We start from the raw sequence: 22,843 nt of genomic DNA, 5'->3' as shown, positions 1-22,843 counted from the left end.
AATAGTAAGCATGATGATCATTTGGCGATAGGACTACCCCCGCAGCGTCCCAAATCCAGAGATCAGCGCCTCAAGCCCCAGGCTGAAAGCAACATCGGTCGGACGCTCGTGCTTCTCCAAAGCCAGGCGGTCCACAGCTGCCGTGAAGTTGGGAACCTGGTCGGCGAGGTTGCCGGCGTCGAAGATGTCCTCTGGTGCCGTGACGTCGTAAGCGGCACCGAACACAAACGCTTCAAGGGCCACGATTGCGGAGATGATCCGTTCCTCGGGGAATCCGGCCTCACGGAACCCGGCAGTCACGGCCTCATACATGGCCAGGGTCTTGGGTGCGTTGGCCACGGGCAGCACGGCAATGATTGGAATCAAGGGAGTGTGCTCGGAAAATACATCGCGGTAGGACCAAGCCCATTGCCGAACGGCCACATCCCAAGGCTCTACCCCGAACGCCGACACATCCACCATCGCGGCCAAGTGGTCTTCGAGCAGCACCAGGACGTCGTCCTTGGAAGACACGTGGTTATACAGGGCGGAAGGGGCCACCCCCAGCGAACGTGCCAGCCCGGCCATGGTGAGTCCGTCGTAACCCTTCCTGCTGATCAACTGGAGCGCCGCCGTCGTAATGCCGTCCTGGTCCAGGACCGCCGCCGTTGGTCGGCCCGCGCGACGGCGGGAGGTGGCGGATGGGGCGGGGGTGGGTGCGGGCATCGGAAGCCTTTCTGCTGCCTGTGTCCCCAGCATTATTCCACCCGGGTCTTCCCAGCCACGCACTCAGCAGTTACTATGGAGATAAATGAATGGCATTCATTTACTGGTCAGCCACCAACGGACGGCCACGGAGAGGACATCATGCAGAATCTTGATCGCGACGTTGTGATCGTCGGTGCCGGACCGTCAGGGTTGACGGCGGCACGCGAATTGAAGAAGGCCGGACTCAGCGTCGCAGTGCTTGAAGCACGCGACCGCGTAGGCGGCCGCACCTGGACGGACACCATCGACGGCGCCATGCTGGAGATCGGCGGCCAGTGGGTTTCCCCGGACCAGACGGCCCTCATGGAGCTGCTGGACGAGCTCGGCCTGAAAATGTACCCGCGCTACCGCGACGGCGAGTCCGTCTACATCGGCGCTGACGGCAAGCGCACGCAGTACACCGGTGACACCTTCCCGGTGAACGAAACCACCAAGGCCGAGATGGACAAGCTCGTGGCCATCCTGGACGAACTTGCTGCCGAGATCGGCCCCACCGAACCCTGGGCACACCCCAAGGCCCGCGAACTGGACACCATCTCCTTCCACCATTGGCTCCGCCAGAACTCCAGCGACGAGGAGGCCTGCAACAACATCGGCCTCTTCATCGCCGGTGGCATGCTCACCAAGCCCGCCCACGCTTTCTCTGCCCTGCAGGCAGTCCTCATGGCGGCCTCGGCCGGCTCCTTCACGCACCTGACGGACGAGGACTTCATCCTGGACAAGCGCGTCATCGGCGGGATGCAGCAGGTTTCGTTGCTGCAGGCAGCAGAGCTGGGTTCCGACGTCGTACTTAACAGCCCGGTGCGCACCATCAATTGGGACGACAACAGCGTCACGGTTGTTTCGGAGCAGGCCACCGTCAACGCCCGCTACGTGATCATGGCTGTCCCACCGAACCTGTACTCCCGCGTCTCCTTCAACCCGCCGCTTCCGCGCCGCCAGCACCAGATGCACCAGCACCAGTCGTTGGGCCTGGTCATCAAGGTCCACGCTGTGTACAGCACCCCGTTCTGGCGCGAAGACGGACTCTCCGGCACCGGCTTCAGCGCCGGCGCGCTGGTCCAGGAGGTCTACGACAACACCAACCACGGAGACACCCGCGGCACCTTGGTGGGCTTCATTTCCGACGAAAAAGCCGACGCCGTCTTCGAGCTCAGCGCCGAAGACCGGAAGAAGGCCGTCCTCGAGTCCATCGCCGGATTCCTGGGAGAGAAGGCCCTCACGCCCGAGGTCTACTACGAATCCGACTGGGGCTCCGAAGAATGGACCCGCGGCGCGTACGCTTCCAGCTACGACCTTGGTGGCCTGCACCGCTACGGCAAGGACCAGCACGCCAACGTCGGTCCGATCTACTGGTCCTCATCGGACCTCGCGGCCGAGGGCTACCAGCACGTCGACGGCGCAGTCCGCATGGGCCAGGCGACTGCCGCGCGGATCGTCGAAGTCAACAAGCTGGCGTCGGTAACCGTCTAATCGCCGTGAAACCACACCGGCAGGCCGGGGGAGCGCCATTCCCCGGCCTGCCGGCTGCACTGTTTAAGTACTGAAAGGGACCACCATGCGCTACGTAGTTGGTTACACCGCCAACGCGAGGGGGCACGACGCCGTCCACCTTGCCGTCGCAATGGCCCGGAACCAGGACGCGAGCCTGGACCTGGTCCTGGTGATCCCGGAGGACTCCCCGTTCAACGCCGTTTATCCGCCCGAGGCAGGCTACAACGACATCCTCAACGACCAAGCACAGCGCTGGCTTGATGAGGGTCTCGCCTTGGTCCCGGACGACGTCACCGCCCGCGCACACATCCGCCGGGGTGATTCCGAAGCGCAGGCCCTTATTGACGCGGCTCTTGAGTTTGAAGCCGCCGCACTGGTCATTGGCGCTACGAACGGCGGCCTCCTCAAACGGTTCACAATTGGTTCGGTGGCGGGTTCGCTGCTGCATTCCTCGCCCGTTCCAGTCGCACTTGCCCCGCACGGCTACCAGCGCACCGACGCCATCACGCGCCTGAGCTGCGGCTTCGGGACGCGCCCCGGCGCAGACCAACTGCTCGACGTCGCTGTCGAGTCCGCGCGGGACCGGCACCTGCCGCTTCGGCTCGTCTCCCTGTTGGCGCTCGACGGCGGCAACTCGCTGACGCTGGCCGACGCCGCCTGGATGCATGCCGCCGACCGTTTGGCCGCCGTCGGAAATTCCTCCCCGGACGCGCCGCTGCCCGAGCCGGAAATCGTGGTCGCGCAGGGCCGGACCATCGAAGAAGCCGTGGAAAGGCTCGACTGGGAAGACGGCGAAATCCTGCTCATCGGCTCCAGCCGCCTTGCCCAACACCGGGCGACGTTCCTTGGCAGCACCGCCAACCGGATCCTGCGGGCCCTGCCCGTCCCCATGATCGTGGTTCCCCGCGATTACACGCGTCAAAGCTCCTAGCAATCGCCTGAGAGGCAATACCCATGTCTACTGCACCAAAGACGGTCCAGTCGAAAGAACCAACCCTGAGTGAAAAGGGACTGAAAGCCGGATCGGTGGGCCTGATCGGCGCCGTCGTGATCGGCGTTTCCTGCATCGCCCCCGCCTACACGCTGACCGCAGCCCTTGGCCCCACCGTGTCCGAGGTAGGCGTGCACCTGCCCGCTATCTTCCTGGTGGGCTTTATCCCCATGTTGCTGGTGGCGCTCGGCTACCGCGAACTGAACAACGCAATGCCCGACGCCGGAACCTCCTTCACGTGGGCGACGCGCGCCTTTGGACCCTGGATCGGCTGGATGGGAGGCTGGGGACTGATCGCGGCCACCATCATTGTGCTGTCCAACCTGGCGGCGGTTGCCGTGGACTTCTTCTACTTGATGCTGGGACAGATTTTCAGCAACCCGTCCTTTGCTGATTTGAGCAAGATCCTGCCGCTGAACATTGCCACCACCCTGGTGTTCATCGCCGGGGCATGTTGGATTTCCTACCGGGGCATGGAAACCACCAAGGGCGTGCAGTACGTGCTGGTGGCCTTCCAGTTGCTGGTTCTTGGTTGGTTCGCTGTCTCGGCTTTCGCCCATGTTGCCAACGGCACGGCCTTTGATGCCACCGCCATTTCCCCCGACTGGTTCAACCCATTCGCCGTGGATTCGTTCTCTTCCTTCGCTGCGGGTGTGTCCCTCTCGATCTTCATTTACTGGGGCTGGGACGTAACCCTGACCATGAACGAGGAAACCAAGGATCCGGAGAAGACCCCCGGACGTGCTGCAACCATTACCGTGCTTGTCATCGTGATCATCTACATGACGGTTGCCTTGGCTACCCTGTCCTTCGCCGGCGTCGGCGAGACCGGACTGGGTGCCGGCAACCCGGAGAACCAGTCCAGCATCTTCGCCGTCTTGGCTGGTCCGGTGATGGGTCCTTTCGCGATCCTCATGTCGCTGGCAATCCTGAGCAGCTCCGCAGCGTCCCTGCAGTCCACGTTCGTTTCACCGGCCCGAACCATGCTGGCGATGGGCCACTACCGCGCCATCTCGCCGCGCTTCGGCCGGATCAGCCCCACGTTCAAGTCGCCGAGCTTCGCCACGATCGCCGCAGCCATTGCCGCGGCCGCGTTCTACGTGATTACCCGGACGGTGTCAGAGAACGCGCTGTGGGACACCATCACCGCCCTTGGCATGATGATCTGCTTCTACTACGGCATCACTGCCCTGGCCTGCGTGTGGTTCTTCCGTGCCTCGGCTTTCAGCGGGATCCGGGCGTTCTTCTTCAAGTTCCTGGCACCCCTGTTGGGCGGTGTGATCCTGTTGGTGATGTTCGTGAAGACGGCCATGGACTCGATGGATCCCGAATACGGGTCGGGCTCATCCGTTGGCGGCGTGGGCCTGGTGTTCGTGCTGGGGATGGGTGTGATCCTGCTGGGCGTGGTGGTCATGCTGGTGATGTACCGGTTGCGGCCCGAGTTCTTCAAGGGCAAGGTTCTGTAGGCTCCTTTGCCCGCTCGCCCAGTTGGCATTTGATGACAATTCCACGCGCTGGGATTGTCATCAATTGTCACCTCGGCGCGGGGATTGGGACGCCCGCGGCGCGCTCGGCCGCCGTGAGGGCCTCCGCGAGATGCTCGACGGCGGCACGGTAGTCGGTGCCGGCTGTCACCCGGCAATATTCGGCCTCACGCATGGCCCGGGTCAGCTCTGCCGTCTCCTGCGCGCGCACGTCCGTCATGGCCGGAAAGTCTATGGCCCGGCCGGGATCCAGTTCATAGCGGCTCCACTGGGCCAGGATGCTTTGGTGGCGGGCAGCGTCGTCTGGATATCCTGCTCGACGACGAGGCTCGGCCGCATGGGCCCGTTCCACTTTGCGGGAGCCGGCGAAGGTCGCTGCCGCGACGGCGACGCAGAGGAAAACCATGATGATCCCGGCGGGCGGCCATTGCACGGAGGGAACCAAGACAGCGGGCACTATGACCACCAGCCCGGCGAACAAGTCCCAAAAAAGCCCGTCCGGCTCAGGCCCGCGTCCATGAGTCAGTTTTTTGTGCAGGACGTACGTGGTTGCCGCCGTTGCAAGAACCAGGGCAACGCCCCACAGGAGCATCATTGCGGGCATCGGACCACCTCCAGGCGAATTCGCTGCTATGAATTCAGTATGCGCCAGCGCGTGAGTGGACGCGAGGGGTGCTGCGCGGGGGAGGTACTTCCTGTCGCACCTCCGGCGTAGCCTAGGCACCATGAGACTGAAAATGTGCAGCATCCACGTCAAGGACCCGGCAGCAGCCCACACTTTCTACACGGAGACGCTGGGCTTCGAGACCCTGATGGCCATGCCGGAGTACAACCTCTTCATCATCAAGGATCCCGGTGCGGACACGGGTTCAACCGGGCTGCTCCTGGAACCCAGCGACAACCCCATCGGCGCGAACTACATGAACGCCGTCTATGAGGCCGGGATGCCAGCGGTGGTCCTGGGCGTTCCGGATGTCCAGGCCGAATACCAGCGCTTGTTGGCTGCGGGCGTGACTTTCAAGGGCGAGCCGGCGGAGGACCCGTCCGGGATCAGTGCCGTTTTCGACGACGGGTGCGGCAATTTCGTCCAGCTCCACCAGGATTAGCCGTTAAAGAGGTGTGGCCGGGAACCTGGGTCCCCGGCCACACCTTTCAAAACGTTATGCGTGGTCCCGCTTCGAAGTCTTGGGAGCATCGCGCTTGGCCGCGGCATTGTCCCTGGCTTCCTTGGTGGCCGCCTTCTTGGCCGCTTCGTCCTTCACGCGCTGGGCCTCGGAACGGACGGCCGCGTGGGTGGCGCGCTCGGTGACCAGCCACTGCGGGGGAGCCTGCAGCAGCTCGGTGATTTCCGCCGTCGTGAGTGCATCCTCTACGCCGCCACGGGCCAGGCCGCTGATGGAGACGTTGAGTTTTTGCGCCACGACGGGACGCGGGTGCGGGCCGTTGCGGCGGAGTTCGGCGAGCCACTCCGGCGGGTTGGCCTGGAGTTCGGCGAATTCTTCGCGGGAGATGGACGAATCCTGGAACTCCTGGGGTGTTGCGGGCAGGTAGATGCCGAGTTTCTTGGCAACTGTTGCCGGCTTCATGGACTGGGAGTTCGAGGACGTCATGCTTCAAGGGTATCTGGCCGGTACTGTGAGTGTGTGCCAGACGCTGAAGATTCCGCCGAAACAACCGAACCCCTAGCGGGTCTCCGCTTCGCCTATGTTGCAGGTGTGACTCCCGGGAAATGGATCCGCCGGTGGGAAGAGCGCATGCCCAACTTCCCGTTGCACTCCTTCATGTCCGACGACGACGCCCAGGTCTCGGTACTGCGTGACGGGTCGGCTGACCTCAGCTTCGTTCGGTTGCCCGTGGACCGCGAAGGCTTGAACATTATCCCCTTGTACGAAGAGCAGCCGGTGGTTGTGGCCCCCAAGGGCCATGAGATCTCGGTGTTCGAGGAAGTGGCCCTGGAGGACCTGGCCGAGGAGAACTTTCTCGACATCGAGGAAATGGGTGGCCCCGACATGGCCCTCCAAGTGGTTGCTTCCGGCGCCGGGCTGGTGATCATGCCCATGTCGGTCGCCCGGCACCTTAACGCCAAAGACACTGTCATGCGCCGTTTGACGGGTGCGCCCGGAACACAGATCGGCTTGGCATGGCCCGTGGGGACGGACTCGCCGGTGATCGAAGAGTTTATTGGAATCGTTCGCGGCCGGACTGCCCAGAGCTCACGCCAGCCGTCCGCACAACAGGAGAAGCCCAAGAAGGCGCCCAAGCCGGATCGCCGCGGAGGTGGCCCCAAAAAGCCCGCCGTCGCGCAGCGTTATGCACCCAACCCGGACAAGGGCCGCGGCAAGGGGTCGCGGAAGAAGGGCAAGCGCTAGCTATTCGCCGTGGATTGCGGCCTGCTGCTGTTCTGAGCGGTTGAGGTAGGCAAGGAGCAAGTCTCCGGCGCGCTCCAACTGGCCCGCTTCCAAGGCTGAGCAGATCTGCTCGTTTTCCTGGAGCCAGTCGCTGTAGAAGTGTGCGTTCATGGTGGCCTTGTGGAAATACAGCCGCATCTCCGCCAGGATCTGGGCCATGATCGTGTTCAGCCGGTTGCTTTCGGCCAAGGCCACGATTGCGCCGTGGAAGTGCTGGTTGGCGCTGCCGAGTCCTTCGTTGTCATCGGCGGCTGCTGCCCGCTTTCCCTCGTCGACGGCGGCCCTGACGGCGGCTATCCCCTCGGGGGAGCCGCCGGCGCGGATCGAGCTGACCTCGATGGCGCGGCGGACAGTGTAGACATCGTGGATGTCGCCGGCTTCCAACGTGGCCACGAAGACCCCTTTGTTGGGTTGCCGCAGGAGCAGGCGCTCCGCAGCAAGCTCGGCGAAGGCCTCCCGAACGGTGTTCCTGGAAACGCCCAGGTCCTCCGCAATGGTGGCCTCAGTCAGTTTGGATCCAGGAACAAGGAAGCCTTCGGCCAGTTGATAACGGAGTTCTTCGGCCACCCGTTCGGCGACGGAGGGAACCCTGAGCCGCATGCGGGCACGGGCGCCGTCGAGGCCTGCATGTTCGCTTGAATCCTGATCTGCACCGGCCATGAATCCAAAATTACACGATTGCCGAAAATTGGGATCGCTGGATTGTTGAACAATCCAGCAGATTGATGCATGCTTGATGTAACGCGCATCACGAGGCAGGGATCACATCATGGCAATCATCGACCTGAACAGCGACGTCGGAGAGTCCTTTGGACGTTGGACGCTCGGCGACGATGCCGCCATGTTTGAGTCCGTCTCCAGTGCCAACGTGGCTTGCGGATTCCACGCCGGTGACCCCAGCGTTATCCGCAGTACCTGCGCGAAGGCGGCCAAGGCCGGCGTCGTAATTGGCGCGCATGTTGGCTACCGCGACCTCGCGGGGTTCGGCCGCCGATTCATGGATATCGACCCCATGGAACTCGCGGACGACGTCGTGTACCAGATCGGTGCGCTGCAGGCCCTGGCAGCTGTTTCCGGCGCTCGTGTCCAGTACGTGAAACCCCACGGTGGCCTGTACAACGCGATCGTCAAGCACACGGCCCAAGCGCGTGCCGTGGTTGATGCCGTGAAATCGGTTGACCCCAACCTCCCGATTCTCGGCCTTCCCGGTTCCGAAGTCCTGCGTCTTGCCGAGCAGGCAGGGCTTCGGGGCGTATCCGAAGCGTTTGCTGACCGCGCCTACAACCCTGACGGAACCTTGGTTTCCCGTTCCCAACCGGGTGCCGTCCTTCATAACCCAGAAGAAGTGGCCGAACATGTCCTGCGGATGGCCACCGAACAATCCGTCAGGACCATTGACGGCTCCATCCTGAAACTCCGCGCGGAGAGCATCTGCGTACATGGTGACTCACCCGGTGCCGTGGCAATGGCCACCGCTGTGAAGTCCGCTCTGGGCGAGGCCGGCGTCACTGTCGGCTCGTTCCTTTAGCCCATCCCGGGCGCCCGCACCATCCCTCATCCCCCCGGAGGACATCATGACCAGCACCAACAACGCAGCCAAGGCCGTGACAAGGAAGCCACCGCCCGGCGCACTCAAGGCGTACGTCGCCAGCCTCACCGGCACGTCGCTGGAGTACTACGACTTTGCGATCTACTCCGTGGCCTCGGCTGCGATTTTTCCGAAGATCTTCTTTCCAGCAGGAGACGACTTCGTAGCGCTCATTCTTTCCTTCTCCACCTACGCCGTTGGGTACTTCGCCCGGCCTATCGGCGGCGTGATCTTTGGTCGCCTCGGTGACAAGATCGGCCGCAAGTACGTCCTCGTTTTCACCTTGGTCCTCATCGGTGTTGCCACCGTCCTTATCGGGGCGCTGCCCGACTACTCGGCCATAGGGGCCGCTGCGCCCGCACTCCTGGTGCTCCTTCGCTTGGCTCAAGGCATCGGCGTAGGTGGTGAGTGGGGCGGTGCCGTGTTGCTGTCCAGTGAATTCGGAGATCCCAACAAGCGCGGTTTCTGGTCTTCGGCAGCGCAGATCGGCCCACCCGCCGGCAATCTGATGGCGAACGGTGTACTCGCAGTCCTCGCTGCTACCTTGACTGAAAGCGCACTTCTCTCCTGGGGCTGGCGCGTAGCCTTCCTCTCCTCGGCACTTCTGGTTATCTTCGGACTGGTCATACGTCTGAAATTGGAAGAGACGCCGGTCTTCAAGGCCATCCAGGCCCAAGGCGAGCGACCCAAGGCACCCATTAAGGACGTCTTCACAACGGAGCCCCGGGCCCTTATTGCAGCCGCACTGTCGCGTGTCTGCCCCGATATCCTTTACGGACTCTTCACTGTGTTCCTCTATGTATATGCCACCAAGGAACTGGGCATGACCACTGGCAACGTCCTCGCAGCGATTCTCATCGGCTCCGCCTTCCAGCTGTTCCTCATTCCTGCAGCCGGCGCTCTCACAGACCGCTTCAACCGTCGCTGGGTATATGGCATCAGTGCTGTCGCGACAGCAGTCTTCATCCCGATCTTCTTCGTCATGATCCAGGGAAGGTCTGTGGCCGTGCTGACTATCGGCACCGTTATCGGCTTGGCCCTCCACGCTTTCATGTACGGGCCGCAGGCTGCGTTTATCACCGAGCAGTTCCCGGCCCATCTCCGCTATGCAGGGAGTTCCCTTGCCTACACCTTGGCTGGTGTGATCGGAGGCGGTTTTGCCCCGATTATCTTCACAGCCCTCTACGGCGCAGCAAACCACGGCTGGTATCTCATCGCCGGATACCTCCTTCTTGCTGCCATTGTCACGATCGTCGGCATGGTCCTGGGCCGCGACCCGCAGCCCGAAGAAGAAGAGCGCTTGCTGCAGGCGGCCCATTCACAGCCGGCGGTTTAACCAAAGATGGAAACAGCAATGCAAACCACAACAGCGAAAAGGGTCCGCTCCGTCAGGCCTGTCGGCACCCGTGCCGTCCTGGCCGAGCTGGATGACCTGCAGGATGTGCTTGCCTTGCAGGACATGCTCTACAAGTCCCCGTTGCCTGGACAGGTGGACGTGCTCGCCGCCGCGGAAACGGTGATGGTGGTTGGCGAGTCGGCCTCCGCTACCCGGGCCATAGGCGCCCAGCTCATGCAGCTGGAATTGACCGTCCCCGAGGTCACTGATTCGGGGCTGGTTGTCATCGACACCGTGTACGACGGCGACGATCTTGCCGACGTCGCTGAGTTGACCGGGCTCAGTGTTGACGGTGTCATCGCGGCGCACACGGGCCAGATCTGGACGGTTGCCTTCGCGGGCTTCGCGCCCGGCTTCGGGTACATGGTGGGCCAGAATGAAGCCCTAACCGTACCCCGCCGTTCTTCCCCGCGCACAGCAGTTCCCGCTGGATCCGTTGCTCTGGGCGGGCAGTACTCTGCCGTTTACCCGCGCCGTTCCCCGGGTGGTTGGCAGCTGATCGGCAGGACTGGCGCCCGGATGTGGGACCTGGACCGTCCGCAGCCTGCCCTTGTGCGCCCCGGCGATCGCGTGCAGTACCGGGCAGTCCGGGAAGTTGTTACTGCGGCCACCCATGATTCAGAGGCCGAGTCCGACCACCACACGGGTCCGGGTTTGCGGATTCTCAACCCCGGGGCGCAGAGCCTCGTCCAGGACCTCGGCAGGCGGGGCTTTGGCCCACTGGGCGTCTCCGCTGCCGGGGCCTTGGACAGGGCCTCGCTCCGCCGTGCCAATCGACTGGTGGGCAACACCGCATCTGCCGCGGCGATTGAGTCCGTCAATGGCGGGCTGACTGTGGAGGCCGTGGGAGACCAGGTTCTTGCCGTCACTGGTGCGCCCACCACGCTGACTGTACAGTCGCCGTCGTGGGTTGATTCGGACGACGACGGCGAGGTCCAGCCCGGTGCCCAGCGGACCGTTCCGATGGCCGCCCCTTTCGCGCTGCTCGACGGCGAAGTCCTCACCGTGGGCGCCCCCGAATCGGGGTTCCGGAACTATGTGGCGATCCGCGGCGGGGTGGATGTGCCGGAGGTTCTGGGAAGCCGCTCGTCAGACACAATGTCCGGGATCGGTCCAGCGCCGTTGGTCATCGGCCAGCAACTACCGGCCGGCCACCAAACAGAATCAACGGCCGTCGGCAGTCCTGAGTTGCAACCCGAATTTCCCGGTGAGGACGTCACTGTGCTGGACGTCGTCCCCGGCCCGCGTGCCGACTGGTTCGATCAGGCCGCCCTTGACTCCCTGACGGGCCAGGATTGGCTGGTCACGCCGCAATCCAACCGGGTAGGCATGCGGCTGGACGGTACCCCCGTGGAGCGAACCCGCGAAGGTGAGCTGCCCAGCGAAGGCACCATGGCCGGCGCGTTGCAGATCCCGCCCGCGGGCTTGCCCGTCCTGTTCCTCGCCGACCACCCCATCACCGGTGGCTATCCGGTGATTGGCGTGGTCCGGGACGAACACCTGGACCTGGCGGCACAAGTGCCCATCGGTGGCCGGATCCGTTTCCGCCTCGTCCCCGAAACACCAAACTTCACCAATAACCCAGACTTCACCGATAACCCAGAGAAGTGAGTATTTGATGCGCAAGGTCCTGATCGCGAACCGCGGCGAAATCGCTGTCCGCGTCGCCCGAGCCTGCGATGACGCCGGCATCTCTTCCGTGGCGGTCTACGCCGACGTCGACGCCGATGCAATGCACGCCGGCGCAGCGGATGAAGCGTACAGCCTGGACGGAAACAGCCCCGCTGACACGTACCTGAATATCGAAAAGCTGCTCGCAGTAGCTGCACGCGCCGGCGCGGACGCCGTCCACCCCGGCTACGGCTTCCTCTCCGAGAATGCCGACTTCGCCCAGGCAGTGCTCGACGCCGGACTCGAGTGGATTGGTCCCTCGCCGGAGTCGATCCGCCAATTGGGCAACAAGATCACAGCCCGTGAGATCGCCGTGCGGGCCGGTGCTCCCTTGGTTGCCGGCAGTGACGGACCAGTCTCCACGGCTGCAGAAGCACGGGCTTTTGCCGAGGAACACGGACTCCCGATGGCCATCAAGGCGGCGTTCGGCGGGGGAGGCCGCGGGCTCAAAGTTGTCCGCGAACTGGCCGAGGTCGAAGAAGCCTTCGACTCCGCAGTCCGCGAAGCCGTTGCTGCCTTCGGCAGGGGCGAGTGCTTCGTGGAGCAGTACCTGGACCGGCCGCGGCATGTCGAAGCGCAGATTATCGCGGACAAGCACGGCAACGTCATCGTCGTGGGAACCCGTGACTGCTCGCTTCAACGCCGCCACCAAAAGCTCGTGGAGGAGGCCCCCGCGCCCTTCCTCAGCGACGAACAGCGCCAACGGATCTACGAAGGCTCCAAGGCACTCATCCGCGAGGCCGGCTATTACGGCGCAGGGACCGTGGAGTTCCTCGTTTCGGCTGACGGAGCCGTGGCTTTCCTGGAGGTTAATACCCGTCTTCAGGTGGAGCACCCCATCACCGAAGAAACAGCGGGGATCGACCTCGTTCAGGAGCAATTCCGCATCGCAGCCGGGTTGCCGTTGAGCGTTTCCGAGGATCCCGTCGCGAAGGGGCACTCCTTTGAGTTCCGGATCAACGCCGAAGACGTGGGCCGCGGGTTCCTGCCCTCGCCAGGCACTGTCGGTCGCTTTGAAGTGCCCACGGGCCCTGGAATCCGTGTGGACACCGGAGTTCGGTCAGGTTCGACTGTTCCGCCGCAGTTCGATTCGCTGTTGGCCAAACTGATCGTCTCGGGAGCCGACCGGCAACAGGCACTGCGCCGCGCACGGAGAGCCCTCGAGGAATTCAACATCACCGGGCTGGCCACGGTTTTGCCGTTCCACCGCGCGGTGCTCCAAGCCGATGACTTCACATCAGTGGCCGGACTCCGCGTGCATACACGGTGGATCGAAACCGACTTCGCGGACCGCATCCCGGTGGACTCCGACTACAGTGTTGCCGCTCCCGGTGGACAGCGCCGGACCATCACAGTGGACGTAGACGGCAAGCGACTCGCTGTGGGTCTTCCCGCCGACTTGCTGGATGGTTGGGCCCGCTCGGGGCAGGGACTGCCTGCGGCTGCGGATGTCACGGGGCTGCCTGGTTCCGTGGGTGGAGACGCTCCCGCCGAATCCGCGCTGGTTTCCAGCATGTCGGGCACCGTGGTGAAGTGGCTGGTGGAACCCGGAGCCAGCGTAGCTGCGGGAGATCCCTTGGTGGTGCTCGAAGCCATGAAGATGGAAACCCAGGTGCCGGCGCACCGCACGGGAACACTCTCGGAAGTACTCTCCACGCCCGGCGGCGTGGTCAGCGCTGGTGCAGTGCTGGCGCACATCGAGTAGGCCGTTGCCGACCCGCTGCTACGTCGTGGAGCACGACGAAACAGCGGGCACCCAACGATCTAGGACGCCACGGTCAAACCCAGCACGCTGTCCAGCAGCCCATTCCGGAACTTGCCGGTGGGGTCGTTGGCCTGAACCAACGCCCGGAAATCCTCGAACCGCGGGTAAAGCGCCGCAAAGTCATACTGGCCGGGAGTGAAGAGCTTGCCCCAGTGTGGGCGCGCACCAAATGGCCGCAGCGCTTCTTCGAGTTCGGGGAGCACGGCCTCGACGTCCTCCTGCATCGGCTTCCACGTGAAGTGCAGGGCAACGCTTTGCTGCTGGTAGAACGGGCTCATCCAGAAGTCGTCGGCAGCGATCGTTCGTATTTCCGAGATGAACAACAGAGGCGCCAGCTTGTCCGCGAGCCCACGAACCGCGTTCAAGGCTGCCGGCGCGTGCTCAAGCGGCAGGAGGAACTCGCTCTGGAGTTCTTCCCCGTTGCTGGGAGTGAATTCGTGGCGGAAATGCGGCAAACGGTCCAACCACTTGCCGGCCACGTCCAGTTGCTCGGTGCAGTTCTCGGCTGACATGTCCGGCAGCGGATGCATGGCGGCGGTTGCCGGGGTGGCGCCAAAGAGATCAGGCAGTGCGGCCTCGGTATCAAGTGCCTTGAGCCAGACCTGTGGGATGGTGTCTCCGGTGTAGTTCGTGAAGAAGCTGACGCTGTAGGCGCTGGAAGCTATGGTTTGGAAGTTCGCCAGTGCGCCCTCCCACGAGAGGTCGGTGAGCACGCGCTGCCGGACCTCGTAGCTTGGCCGGACCGCAAGCTCCAGCCCCGTCACGATGCCAAGGGCTCCCACACCAACAACGCTGGCGAGGAATTCGTCGTCGTCGGCCGTGAGGGTGACCAGCTCGCCTGAGGCGCGCACAAGGTCAACACTCACGACGGCGCCAGCCAAGGAGGGGTTGTTGACTCCACTGCCGTGCGTGCCGGTTTGGATGGCGCCGGCCACAGAGATGTGGGGCAGGGACGCGAGGTTATGGATGGCATAGCCCTGCTCTTCGAGCGAGCGGCCCAAGGCTCCGTAGCTGAGGCCACCGCTGACTTTGACCGTACCTTTCTCCTTGTTGAGGACAACTTCCTGGGGGAGGGCGTCCAAGAGAATGTGGGTCCCTTGGGTGTCCGCAACAGTATTGAAGGAGTGACGGGAGCCAAGAGCCTTGATCTGTGTCGCATTGGAGACGAGGTCACGTAGCTCTTCTACCGATGTGGGCCGCTGGATGTCCGCAGACGAGTACTGAAGGTTTCCTGCCCAGTTCTTCATTGAATAATTCTTCCCTTTTTACACTTTGTTGGCTCACGTAATTGTTAACGTTCACAACTATTGCGTCAAGGGCAGTCCACGGCGGTGAAGATAGAGTTCAAGAAGCCGCCGCCAGTCAGGAGCCTCCCGTGAGCAAAGGATCCAAGCCCACCATCCGGGATGTCGCAACGGCTGCGGGCGTGTCCCTGACCACCGTGTCCTACGTGCTCTCCGGCAGGCACGGCGGGACCACCCGGATCAGCCCGCCCACCCAGGATCGGGTGCTGTCAGCCGTGAAAGAGCTGGGCTATGTGCCCAACCAGGCCGCGCGCGGGATGCGTCGGGGCAAAACTGATGTAGTCGCCGTCGCGATTGGAAATCTGGAATGGCCGTGGGACCGGGCGCTGGCCACGACTGCGGCGAACATCCTTCCGGAGCGCGGCTATCAGCCCGTGATCCTGCTGGGTGAGGACTGGCGGAACTTCATGATGTCCGGCGGGGCCGACGGCGTCATTATTGGCTACTTTCCCGAAGCAAAATCGGAGGACGAAACCGTCACCGAACTGGCCCGCCGCGGCGTTGCCCAGGTAGTCATCTCCGGGACCATGGAGCCTGATGGGTTCGACGTCCTGGCTCCTGAACCGGAGGCCGGACTGGCTGAGGGGGTGGCCTTCCTGACCGCGTCGCACCGCAGGATTGCCTGCATTCGCAGGGCCGATCCGGCGGGACGACCCGCGAGCCGTTTCGCTTCCTATGCCCAGGGGCTTGAGGAGGCGGGTATACCGCTGGACGAGTCCCTTGTCCGGACATCGCGGCACCGCCCGGCCGAGGCGTACCGGGCGGCGCTCGAGTTGCTGCAATTGCCGGACCGTCCCACCGCCATCCTCTGCACCGACGACATGGAAGCGCTGCAGGCCATCCGGGCTGCCTTCCGGTTGGGGCTGCGCGTGCCCGAGGATGTCCAGATCGTCGGCGTGGGGAATTCCACCGAAGGAGAGGAATACGACCCTGCCCTGACAACAGTGGGCCCGGAACCGATCTTTGAGCGCGTGGTCCGGATGCTGCTGGATCGGCTGGAAAGTTCTGCTCCTGCGGAGGGTATCCGGGTGGCCTCGCCGTGGAAGCTGCATCAGCGCGGGACGACGCTGCCACACAGCAACGCTCAGTTCGGCGATCCCGACAGTGGCAGGGAGGTCTCCTTTACAAAGGAGGGCGGGCTCGACCATACGGCTCGACCGCGTTCTTCCTGATGGCGCATCCTGAATCGAACGAATGACGGCGCCTGGCCCTACGCTTGATGATGAGCCTGCCCGGTTGTCGTGGCAGGTTCAGGCAGCCAAACCTTCGTTGAAGGAACATTCAATGTTGGACATCACAGGAGAGCACCATTCATGACCAAGTCCCTTTTCATGTTGCTTTTCGCTGGCGGCGTGGGCATCGCTGCAGTCATCGCCGCTTGGGTGGCGTTCTTGGCTCTGGGTAAGGGAGGCCCGACTCCGGTGGTCCTGGCCGTTACCGTCCTAATTGGAATTGGAGGAGGTGCCCTCATGGGTGCCAGACTCTGGGATGATCGGCAGACTCTGCGGCAACGTGCGACCGAAGAAGACCACTTGGAGGAGGAGGCCTAAGGGCTTAGTGCCGCTCGCAAGACACGAGGATAACGATGACGTGGCATGCTGGGACCTCGCAACAGGCAAGATTTCGATTGTGCATGACTTTGCCGCGTGGCTTCATTCAGCTATCGACGACATGCTCGAATTTCGCTGACTGATTCGCGGATCGCCAAAGAAGCAACTGCAGAAAGCACGAGGCACATGATCGATTTTCCGAACCTCAGCCGGACCATTTCGCATGCCTTGCGCCACGAGCCCTGGCTTTACGAACTGGAATTGGACGAGGAAGGATGGACGCCTGTGGAACACCTGCTTCAGGCTCTTCGGCGCGAGTCTACTGAATGGCAGAACCTTGAGGTCGCCGATCTGGAACGTGTGGTCCTGTCGTCCTCAAAGCGACGACATGAATTGCGTGGGGGCCGCATTCGAGCCTTTTACGGCCACAGTGTCCCGGCCCGCATAGCAATGCCGCTTGAGGGGCCGCCCGAAAAGCTGTTTCATGGAACATCCAGAAAGAGCCTTGAAGCTATTCAGTCTGCGGGACTGCGGCCCATGCGACGCCAGTATGTTCACCTATCCGAGGACACCGAAATGGCTTGGCTGGTGGGACAGCGAAAGGATCCTGATCCGGTCGTCCTTCTTATTGACAGCGCGGCCGCTCACGGCGAGCACGTCAGCTTCTACCGTGGTGGCGAAAAGGTTTGGCTGGCGGACATCGTACCCCCCAAGTACATCTCGGTCCTTCCGGCATGAAAAGCTCGTAACGCCACTGTGCAACTTGATTCGGTCTTCGACGTTGCACACACGCCCACCCAGTCGGTCACGCGCTAGTCAGTCCTTCAGCGGCCTCCGCGCCAGCCAAGCTGCAACTACGGCGCCCGAAACGTTGTGCCACAGCGAGAACACGGCAGACGGCAGTGCAGCCAAAGCGCCGAAATGCGCGGTGGCCAACGTCGCGGCAAGTCCCGAGTTCTGCATCCCAACCTCGAAAGCCAAGGCACGTCGCGCCTTCTCATCCAAGCGGCCCAGCTTGCCGGCCAAGTACCCGAGTGCCAGGCCGAAACCGTTGTGGAGGACAACGGCCAGGAACACGATGCCGCCAGCGGCCACGATCTTGCTGGCACTGCCGGCAACAACAATGGCAACGATCAAAGAAATCACGACGGCGGACGCCCACGGAAGTGCCGGAAGCACCTTCGCCACGAGCTTCGAGAGGAAGAGCCTCGCCAGCAGGCCGGCGATGACGGGAAGCAGCACGGTCTTGACGATGTCCAGGACCATGGCCCCGGCGTCGATGTGAAGGAACGAACCCGCCAGGAAGAGCGTCAGCGCGGGCGTTACAAGCGGTGCGATCAACGTGGAAACGGAGGCGACAGCAACCGACAGGGCAACATCGCCCTTGGCCAGGAACGCCATCACGTTGGACGCGGTACCCGACGGTGCGCAGCCCACCAGGATCAAGCCCACCGCGAGTTCGGGTGGCAGCTGAAGCAGCACGGCAATCAGCCAGCCAGCACCCGGCATGATGACGTAGTGTGCCACGATGCCTAAGGCCACCGCCCACGGACGACGGGCAACGGAGGCGAAGTCAGGCGGCGTCAGGGTGAGGCCCATGCAGAACATGATGATTCCCAGCAGGTAAGGAACCGCGACGCCCATCGGCTTGAACAGGTCCGGAATCAGGAATCCGAAGACACCGGCCAGGACCACAAGCAGGGGAAAGACTGTGACGGCAATCCGCGCAATCTTTGCCTCGGCGGCCAAAGCCGGGTTGGCGGATCCTGGGGTTTCTTCGGTTTCTGGCGCGTTATTGGTTGCCTCAAGCATTCATCCATGCTCACACCTGCCCAGCGGCGGGAACGAATTCTTTACTTGCAGGCTGGCGTATATGTCAGATGACCGCTGTTTCCAACTCCAGTTGATTCAGGAGTTCAGTTTGCCCGCCAAGCGCTCCCGCATACGAACGCTGGCCTCGTTCAATCCGATGAACTCCACCTCGCGCCCGTGGTTCTTGTACTTCTCGGCCACCGAATCCAGCACGGACACCGAGGACGCATCCCAGATATGAGATCCGTGGAGGTCGATGATGACGCGATCTATGCCGTCTGAGGAATCCTTTGCGTAGTCGAACTGTGTGTACAGATCGTTGGAGGAGGCAAAGAAGAGCTCGCCGTCAACGGTGTACGTCGCCACAGTTTCACCGTTCAGTACCAGTTCCGTCCGCTCAACGGTGACAAAGTGCGCCACCCGCCGGGCAAACAGCACGCTCGCGGTCAAAACTCCGACGCCGACCCCCACAGCGAGGTTATGGGTCGCCACCACGGCGGCAACAGTAATGACCATGACCGCTGTTTCCGACTTCGGGAGCCGCTTCAAGGTCGAGGGACGGACAGAATGCCAGTCGAACGTGATCAGCGAAACGAAGATCATCACTGCCACCAGGGCAGCCATTGGGATCATGCCCACTACATCGCCGAGCACAACCACCAACACCAGCAGGAAAACACCGGCCAGGAACGTCGAGAGCCGGCTCCGGGCGCCTGAGCCCTTTACATTGATCATGGTTTGCCCGATCACCGCGCAGCCGCCGAGCCCACCGAGGAAGCCAGTGACGATGTTGGCGGCACCTTGGCCCCAGGAGACCCGGGTCTTGTTGGAGCGGGTGTCGGTAATGTCGTCCACCAGCTTCGCGGTCATGAGGGACTCCAGGAGCCCCACAAGCGCCATGGACAGCGCAAACGGTGCGATGATCTGGAACGTCTCGAAATTCAGGGGCACATTGGGCAGGAACAGTCCGGGAAGGCTGTTCGGGAGTTCGCCCTTGTCGCTGACCGTCGGCACGTCGATTCCACCAAAGGCAGTGACCAACGTAATGAGCACGATGGCTACCAACGGTGCAGGAACAGCCTTGGTCAATCGCGGCAACAAGAACACGATCGCCAAGCCAACAATGACTATCGGATAGACCATCCATGGCACGTTGAACAGCTCCGGCATCTGGGACATGAACACCAGGATGGCCAGTGCGTTCACAAAGCCGATCATCACGGAACGAGGAATGAACCGCATCAGCCTGGTAACGCCCAGGACCGCCAGGATGATCTGGAAAACGCCGGCCAGGATGATCGTGGCGATCAGGTAGTCCAGCCCGTGTTCCTTCATCACCGGCGCGATCACCAGGGCAACGGCTCCGGTTGCTGCGGAGATCATGGCCGGACGCCCACCAACCAGTGCCGTCACCACGCCCATGGTGAACGATGCGAACAAGCCGATCCGGGGATCCACGCCGGCAATCACCGAGAACGCGATGGCTTCCGGGATCAAAGCCAAAGCCACCACGAGCCCGGCGAGGGACTCCGTCAACAGGCGGCGGGGCGAGCGAAAGGTCGCCCGCAGTGACATGAGTTGCTCCGGAGTCATGGGTCCTTACAGGGCAGATTTCTTACAGTGCGGTCTGGCGGTAGCGCTCAATCTGCTTAAGGCGCCGCTGGAGGCTGTCGCGCCGCGGGTGCGGAACGACGTCGGGCGCCTCAGCGGTGAGGTCAATGTGTTCGGTTCCGTACTGCCACAGCAGGAGGTCATCCAGCAGGCGGTCCGGGCCGGGGGAGTAGCGGTGGTCCAAGGCCTTGCGGACCTCGGTGATCCGGTTGGCGCTGAGAAGTCCGGCCAGTTCCACGGTCTTGGTGAGCCCGTGGGCGGCGAGCAGCTCGGCAGCCCATCCCCAGTCATCATCAACTTTACGGTCAACGTGCGGCAGGAGCGTGCGCCAGACATCGCGAACACGGTTGGGCGTCAACGGAGACCCGCCCTCGCCGTCCAGATCCCAATACCCCCGGACTTCCTCGTACCGCTCGTGGAGATCGGCGAACGCGCTTTCCACGGTTTCCAGCATGGCTGCGGTTGCGGTGAACTGGCGGTCAAAATGGGGTGTCCAGGCGCGAGGGTCCTCGGCCTTGAAGCGGATGTCATGCTCGATCTCGCTCCAGGCATGGGCGAACACCGTGCGGATCTGGCACTCGAAGAAGTAGCTGCCGTTGGCGGGCATGTCCGGATTGAAGACGTGCTGGTATTCCTTCACCGTCTCGTTCTGGATAGTGCGCAGGATGAGGTGCCGGCTGGAGTAGCCGTAGGTTCCGGACTCGATGGAACCGATGTCCTTCTCGCGGTCGCCGCGGCAGTCAAAGAGTTGCCGCTGGCGCTTGATGATGTTGGCCACCGCTGCGTTTTCCGCAGGCAGCTTGGTGATGACACGGATGCCAACCATGTCGTTCAAAGTGCGGAAAGGGTCCGGGAACTTGAGCACGCGCGGGCCACCGGGCTCCAAAGGATCATCGGTACGGGAAATTTTTTCGCGGAACGATTCCACGGTCTTGGTCCGGCCGGTCACGAACAGGGGGGTGACTTCGGCGTCGTTCAACATGTCCCGCAGAGTCAGCAGGACATCCCGCGTGACCCGCTTCAAAGCAGGGCGGACGCGCTCATAAAGGGCGACATTCGCATCCACTGCATCCCGCTGAGCCTGGTCCAGGCTGTCCCAATTGCTTGCCATGCCCCCAGCTTACGGGGCGGGTGCGACACTGAACCGGGCCACCCGCCGTCGGGGTGCCTCTAGCCAAACTCCGGAACCGTCACGATAGGCTCAGTACAAAGGAGGGCGCAATGTTGCGGCACAAGTACAGCTACGGCGAACACCCCAGTCAGTGGGGCGAACTCTTCATACCTGAACCGAACAACGGAAACCATCGCGGCGCATCAGCTGTTGCCGGTGGAATCGCCGTTGTAATCCATGGCGGCTACTGGCGCTCACAGTACGGCGCTGAGCTCGGCGAGCCACTCGCGAGGGACCTCGCCGCGCATGGAATCACCGCCTGGAATCTCGAATACCGGCGGGCCGGCAACGGCGGTGGTTGGCCCCATACGTTCGAGGACATCCTCGCCGGCATCGACCACCTCTCCGAAATCGCGGGAAACCACGACCTCCAACTCGGCAAAGTCGTGGCTCTGGGCCACTCAGCCGGCGGCCACCTGGCGGTTTGGGCAGCGGGCAGGCAGCGGCTTTCCGCCATCGGAACGCCCGACGCCGACCGCCAATTGGTGCGGTCGCCCGAGGATACCGCGGTGCATCTGACGGGTGTGGTGAGCCAGTCCGGCCTCCTCAACCTCGCGGCAGCGGAGAAACTCAACCTCAGCAACGGTGCCGTCTGCAACCTCATGGGCGGAGATTCAGCTAGATTCCCCAAACGGCATAAATACGCCGACCCAATGAGTTTGCTGCCCATCGACGTCCCCGTATATGCCGTGCACGCCACGGAAGACGAGGACGTCCCTGCGAGCCAGTCCGAGGCCTACGTTGCGGCAGCCACGGCAGCAGGGAGCTCTGCCCAGCTTCTGCGGGTCCCGGGCGACCACTTCGACCTCATCGACCCCAAGGCTGTCGCCTACAAGAAGTGCCGCGAATTGGTGCAGCGACTGCTCTCGTAATTGTTGGGTGGCGGCGGTTGACCTCTGGCAGAGTGGACCCATGCTGACAGTCATTGGTGAGGCCCTGGTAGACGTCGTCCAACGCTCCTCTGGAATTGAAGCGCACGTTGGCGGCAGTCCACTCAACGTTGCCGTGGGCCTCGCGCGGTTGGACCACCCGGTGCAGTTCATCGGGCGCTTTGGCCGGGACGCGTACGGCGACTCGGTTGCCGCCCACCTGCGGTCGAGTTCCGTGATGGTCCCGCTGCCCCCGGACGGGAAGCCGACCAGCGTGGCCACCGCCCAGATCGACGACGACGGCGCCGCCACCTACGTTTTCGACCTCACCTGGGAACTCCCCGGACTCGCCGGCCGGCTGCCCCTCATGCTGCAGGGTGCCACCCTGCTGCACACGGGCTCCATTGCCACGTTCCTTGAGCCGGGTGCCGCGGAGGTTCTTGCCGCCGTCGAGCATGCCCACCCAAGCAGCACCATCAGCTTCGACCCCAACTGCCGCCCAAGCATCATTACGGACGTTGAGTACGCACGGACGCAAGCTGAGCGCTTCGTGGCGCTGGCCGACGTCGTCAAGGCCTCGGATGAAGATCTCGAGTGGCTGTATCCCGGCGTTGATCCCACGGAGTCCGCACGCAGGTGGTTGTCCCTCGGCGGCGAAGCAGGGCCAGCCCTGGTGGTAGTGACCCGCGGTTCGCGTGGTCCGTGGGGCATCACCCGGGCCGGTGAAACCCAGGTTGCGGCTCCGTCGGTGGACGTTGTGGATACCGTTGGCGCGGGGGACTCGTTCATGGCGGGGCTTTTGTCCGCGATTGTGGACCACGGGTTGGACGGCGCGCAAAACCGCGAGGCGCTGCGGAACATGCCCGCCGAAACACTCGCGGCGATCATGGATCACGCAACCCGAGCGGCCGCAGTTACCGTGTCACGCGCGGGAGCCAACCCGCCAACCCGCGCCGAGCTGAACCACGGGGCGGCCTGAAGC

The 22,843-nt window shown here is 63.1% G+C and carries 22 protein-coding genes; 14 read left to right on the top strand and 8 right to left on the bottom strand.

Annotated features, from left to right (window positions below; translation table 11 throughout):
* Positions 1 to 33 precede the first annotated feature (33 nt).
* A complete protein-coding gene (locus tag PJL15_RS11605; protein WP_281451296.1) occupies positions 34 to 738 on the bottom strand; it encodes a TetR/AcrR family transcriptional regulator in 705 nt (234 codons plus the stop codon).
* A 108-nt stretch (positions 739 to 846) separates the two neighbouring features.
* Here PJL15_RS11605 and PJL15_RS11600 point away from each other — a divergent pair, with 108 nt between their 5' ends.
* The 3 genes from PJL15_RS11600 (at position 847) to PJL15_RS11590 (ending at position 4,698) form a co-directional block, all read left to right on the top strand.
* Positions 847 to 2,220, top strand: coding sequence for a flavin monoamine oxidase family protein (locus tag PJL15_RS11600; protein WP_281451295.1), 1,374 nt, complete (start codon positions 847 to 849; stop codon positions 2,218 to 2,220).
* An 85-nt stretch (positions 2,221 to 2,305) separates the two neighbouring features.
* Positions 2,306 to 3,172, top strand: coding sequence for a universal stress protein (locus PJL15_RS11595; protein ID WP_281451294.1), 867 nt, complete (start codon positions 2,306 to 2,308; stop codon positions 3,170 to 3,172).
* 23 nt (positions 3,173 to 3,195) lie between these two features.
* Positions 3,196 to 4,698 carry an APC family permease gene (locus PJL15_RS11590; RefSeq protein ID WP_281451293.1) on the top strand — a complete coding sequence of 501 codons (1,503 nt, stop codon included), beginning with the start codon at positions 3,196 to 3,198 and terminating at the stop codon, positions 4,696 to 4,698.
* Positions 4,699 to 4,765: 67 nt separating this feature from the next.
* Here PJL15_RS11590 and PJL15_RS11585 read toward each other — a convergent pair whose 3' ends face one another.
* Positions 4,766 to 5,320, bottom strand: a complete 555-nt coding sequence (locus PJL15_RS11585; RefSeq protein ID WP_281451292.1) for a hypothetical protein — start codon at positions 5,318 to 5,320, stop codon at positions 4,766 to 4,768.
* Between the two features lie 121 nt (positions 5,321 to 5,441).
* Between PJL15_RS11585 and PJL15_RS11580 the strand changes: the two genes are divergently transcribed.
* Positions 5,442 to 5,822, top strand: coding sequence for a VOC family protein (locus PJL15_RS11580; RefSeq protein ID WP_281451291.1), 381 nt, complete (start codon positions 5,442 to 5,444; stop codon positions 5,820 to 5,822).
* Positions 5,823 to 5,876: 54 nt separating this feature from the next.
* Here PJL15_RS11580 and PJL15_RS11575 read toward each other — a convergent pair whose 3' ends face one another.
* Positions 5,877 to 6,326: a DUF5997 family protein gene (locus PJL15_RS11575; protein ID WP_281451290.1), complete on the bottom strand. Its 450-nt coding sequence runs from the start codon at positions 6,324 to 6,326 to the stop codon at positions 5,877 to 5,879.
* 33 nt (positions 6,327 to 6,359) lie between these two features.
* Here PJL15_RS11575 and PJL15_RS11570 point away from each other — a divergent pair, with 33 nt between their 5' ends.
* Entirely contained in the window at positions 6,360 to 7,085 is a 726-nt protein-coding gene (locus tag PJL15_RS11570; RefSeq protein ID WP_281451289.1) for a LysR family transcriptional regulator substrate-binding protein, read from the top strand.
* Here the strand turns inward: PJL15_RS11570 and PJL15_RS11565 are convergent, their stop codons facing one another.
* Positions 7,086 to 7,784, bottom strand: coding sequence for a GntR family transcriptional regulator (locus tag PJL15_RS11565; RefSeq protein WP_281451288.1), 699 nt, complete (start codon positions 7,782 to 7,784; stop codon positions 7,086 to 7,088). It abuts the gene before it with no gap.
* A 109-nt stretch (positions 7,785 to 7,893) separates the two neighbouring features.
* On the opposite strand from PJL15_RS11565, the gene PJL15_RS11560 reads away from it, so the two are divergent.
* Genes PJL15_RS11560 through PJL15_RS11545 form a run of 4 tightly spaced genes read left to right on the top strand, consistent with a single transcriptional unit; the run spans position 7,894 to position 13,484 of the window.
* The gene (locus PJL15_RS11560; protein WP_281451287.1) at positions 7,894 to 8,652 is read left to right on the top strand and encodes a LamB/YcsF family protein; all 759 of its coding nucleotides are present in this window, start codon (positions 7,894 to 7,896) and stop codon (positions 8,650 to 8,652) included.
* Positions 8,653 to 8,698: 46 nt separating this feature from the next.
* Positions 8,699 to 10,048 (top strand): MFS transporter, encoded by a 1,350-nt coding sequence (locus PJL15_RS11555; protein ID WP_281451286.1) that lies wholly within the window; start codon positions 8,699 to 8,701, stop codon positions 10,046 to 10,048.
* Positions 10,049 to 10,054: 6 nt separating this feature from the next.
* Positions 10,055 to 11,719 carry a 5-oxoprolinase/urea amidolyase family protein gene (locus PJL15_RS11550; RefSeq protein ID WP_281451285.1) on the top strand — a complete coding sequence of 555 codons (1,665 nt, stop codon included), beginning with the start codon at positions 10,055 to 10,057 and terminating at the stop codon, positions 11,717 to 11,719.
* Between the two features lie 7 nt (positions 11,720 to 11,726).
* On the top strand, positions 11,727 to 13,484 hold the full coding sequence (locus PJL15_RS11545; protein ID WP_281451284.1) for an acetyl/propionyl/methylcrotonyl-CoA carboxylase subunit alpha: 1,758 nt from the start codon (positions 11,727 to 11,729) through the stop codon (positions 13,482 to 13,484).
* A gap of 59 nt (positions 13,485 to 13,543) precedes the next feature.
* Here the strand turns inward: PJL15_RS11545 and PJL15_RS11540 are convergent, their stop codons facing one another.
* A complete protein-coding gene (locus PJL15_RS11540) occupies positions 13,544 to 14,791 on the bottom strand; it encodes a D-arabinono-1,4-lactone oxidase (RefSeq protein ID WP_281451283.1) in 1,248 nt (415 codons plus the stop codon).
* Between the two features lie 128 nt (positions 14,792 to 14,919).
* Here PJL15_RS11540 and PJL15_RS11535 point away from each other — a divergent pair, with 128 nt between their 5' ends.
* From PJL15_RS11535 to PJL15_RS11525, 3 genes are all read left to right on the top strand, one after another.
* Positions 14,920 to 16,020 carry a LacI family DNA-binding transcriptional regulator gene (locus PJL15_RS11535; protein WP_281451282.1) on the top strand — a complete coding sequence of 367 codons (1,101 nt, stop codon included), beginning with the start codon at positions 14,920 to 14,922 and terminating at the stop codon, positions 16,018 to 16,020.
* Positions 16,021 to 16,161: 141 nt separating this feature from the next.
* Positions 16,162 to 16,398 (top strand): hypothetical protein, encoded by a 237-nt coding sequence (locus PJL15_RS11530; RefSeq protein ID WP_281451281.1) that lies wholly within the window; start codon positions 16,162 to 16,164, stop codon positions 16,396 to 16,398.
* A gap of 96 nt (positions 16,399 to 16,494) precedes the next feature.
* Positions 16,495 to 17,136, top strand: a complete 642-nt coding sequence (locus PJL15_RS11525; protein WP_281451280.1) for an RNA 2'-phosphotransferase — start codon at positions 16,495 to 16,497, stop codon at positions 17,134 to 17,136.
* 78 nt (positions 17,137 to 17,214) lie between these two features.
* On the opposite strand, the gene PJL15_RS11520 is transcribed toward PJL15_RS11525, so the two are convergent.
* From PJL15_RS11520 to PJL15_RS11510, 3 genes are all read right to left on the bottom strand, one after another.
* Positions 17,215 to 18,210, bottom strand: coding sequence for a bile acid:sodium symporter family protein (locus PJL15_RS11520; RefSeq protein ID WP_281451279.1), 996 nt, complete (start codon positions 18,208 to 18,210; stop codon positions 17,215 to 17,217).
* 96 nt (positions 18,211 to 18,306) lie between these two features.
* Positions 18,307 to 19,803, bottom strand: coding sequence for a SulP family inorganic anion transporter (locus PJL15_RS11515; RefSeq protein WP_281451278.1), 1,497 nt, complete (start codon positions 19,801 to 19,803; stop codon positions 18,307 to 18,309).
* A 22-nt stretch (positions 19,804 to 19,825) separates the two neighbouring features.
* Positions 19,826 to 20,932: a GTP pyrophosphokinase gene (locus PJL15_RS11510; RefSeq protein WP_281451277.1), complete on the bottom strand. Its 1,107-nt coding sequence runs from the start codon at positions 20,930 to 20,932 to the stop codon at positions 19,826 to 19,828.
* 110 nt (positions 20,933 to 21,042) lie between these two features.
* Here PJL15_RS11510 and PJL15_RS11505 point away from each other — a divergent pair, with 110 nt between their 5' ends.
* Both PJL15_RS11505 and PJL15_RS11500 read left to right on the top strand, forming a co-directional pair.
* A complete protein-coding gene (locus tag PJL15_RS11505; RefSeq protein WP_281451276.1) occupies positions 21,043 to 21,864 on the top strand; it encodes an alpha/beta hydrolase fold domain-containing protein in 822 nt (273 codons plus the stop codon).
* A gap of 40 nt (positions 21,865 to 21,904) precedes the next feature.
* Positions 21,905 to 22,840, top strand: a complete 936-nt coding sequence (locus PJL15_RS11500; RefSeq protein WP_281451275.1) for a carbohydrate kinase family protein — start codon at positions 21,905 to 21,907, stop codon at positions 22,838 to 22,840.
* The last annotated feature ends 3 nt before the right edge of the window (positions 22,841 to 22,843 follow it).

The sequence above is a fragment of the Paenarthrobacter nitroguajacolicus genome (genome assembly GCF_029952445.1).
GTDB classification, from domain to species: Bacteria; Actinomycetota; Actinomycetes; order Actinomycetales; family Micrococcaceae; genus Arthrobacter; species Arthrobacter nitroguajacolicus_B.
This window is presented reverse-complemented; position numbering and strand designations above follow the sequence as displayed.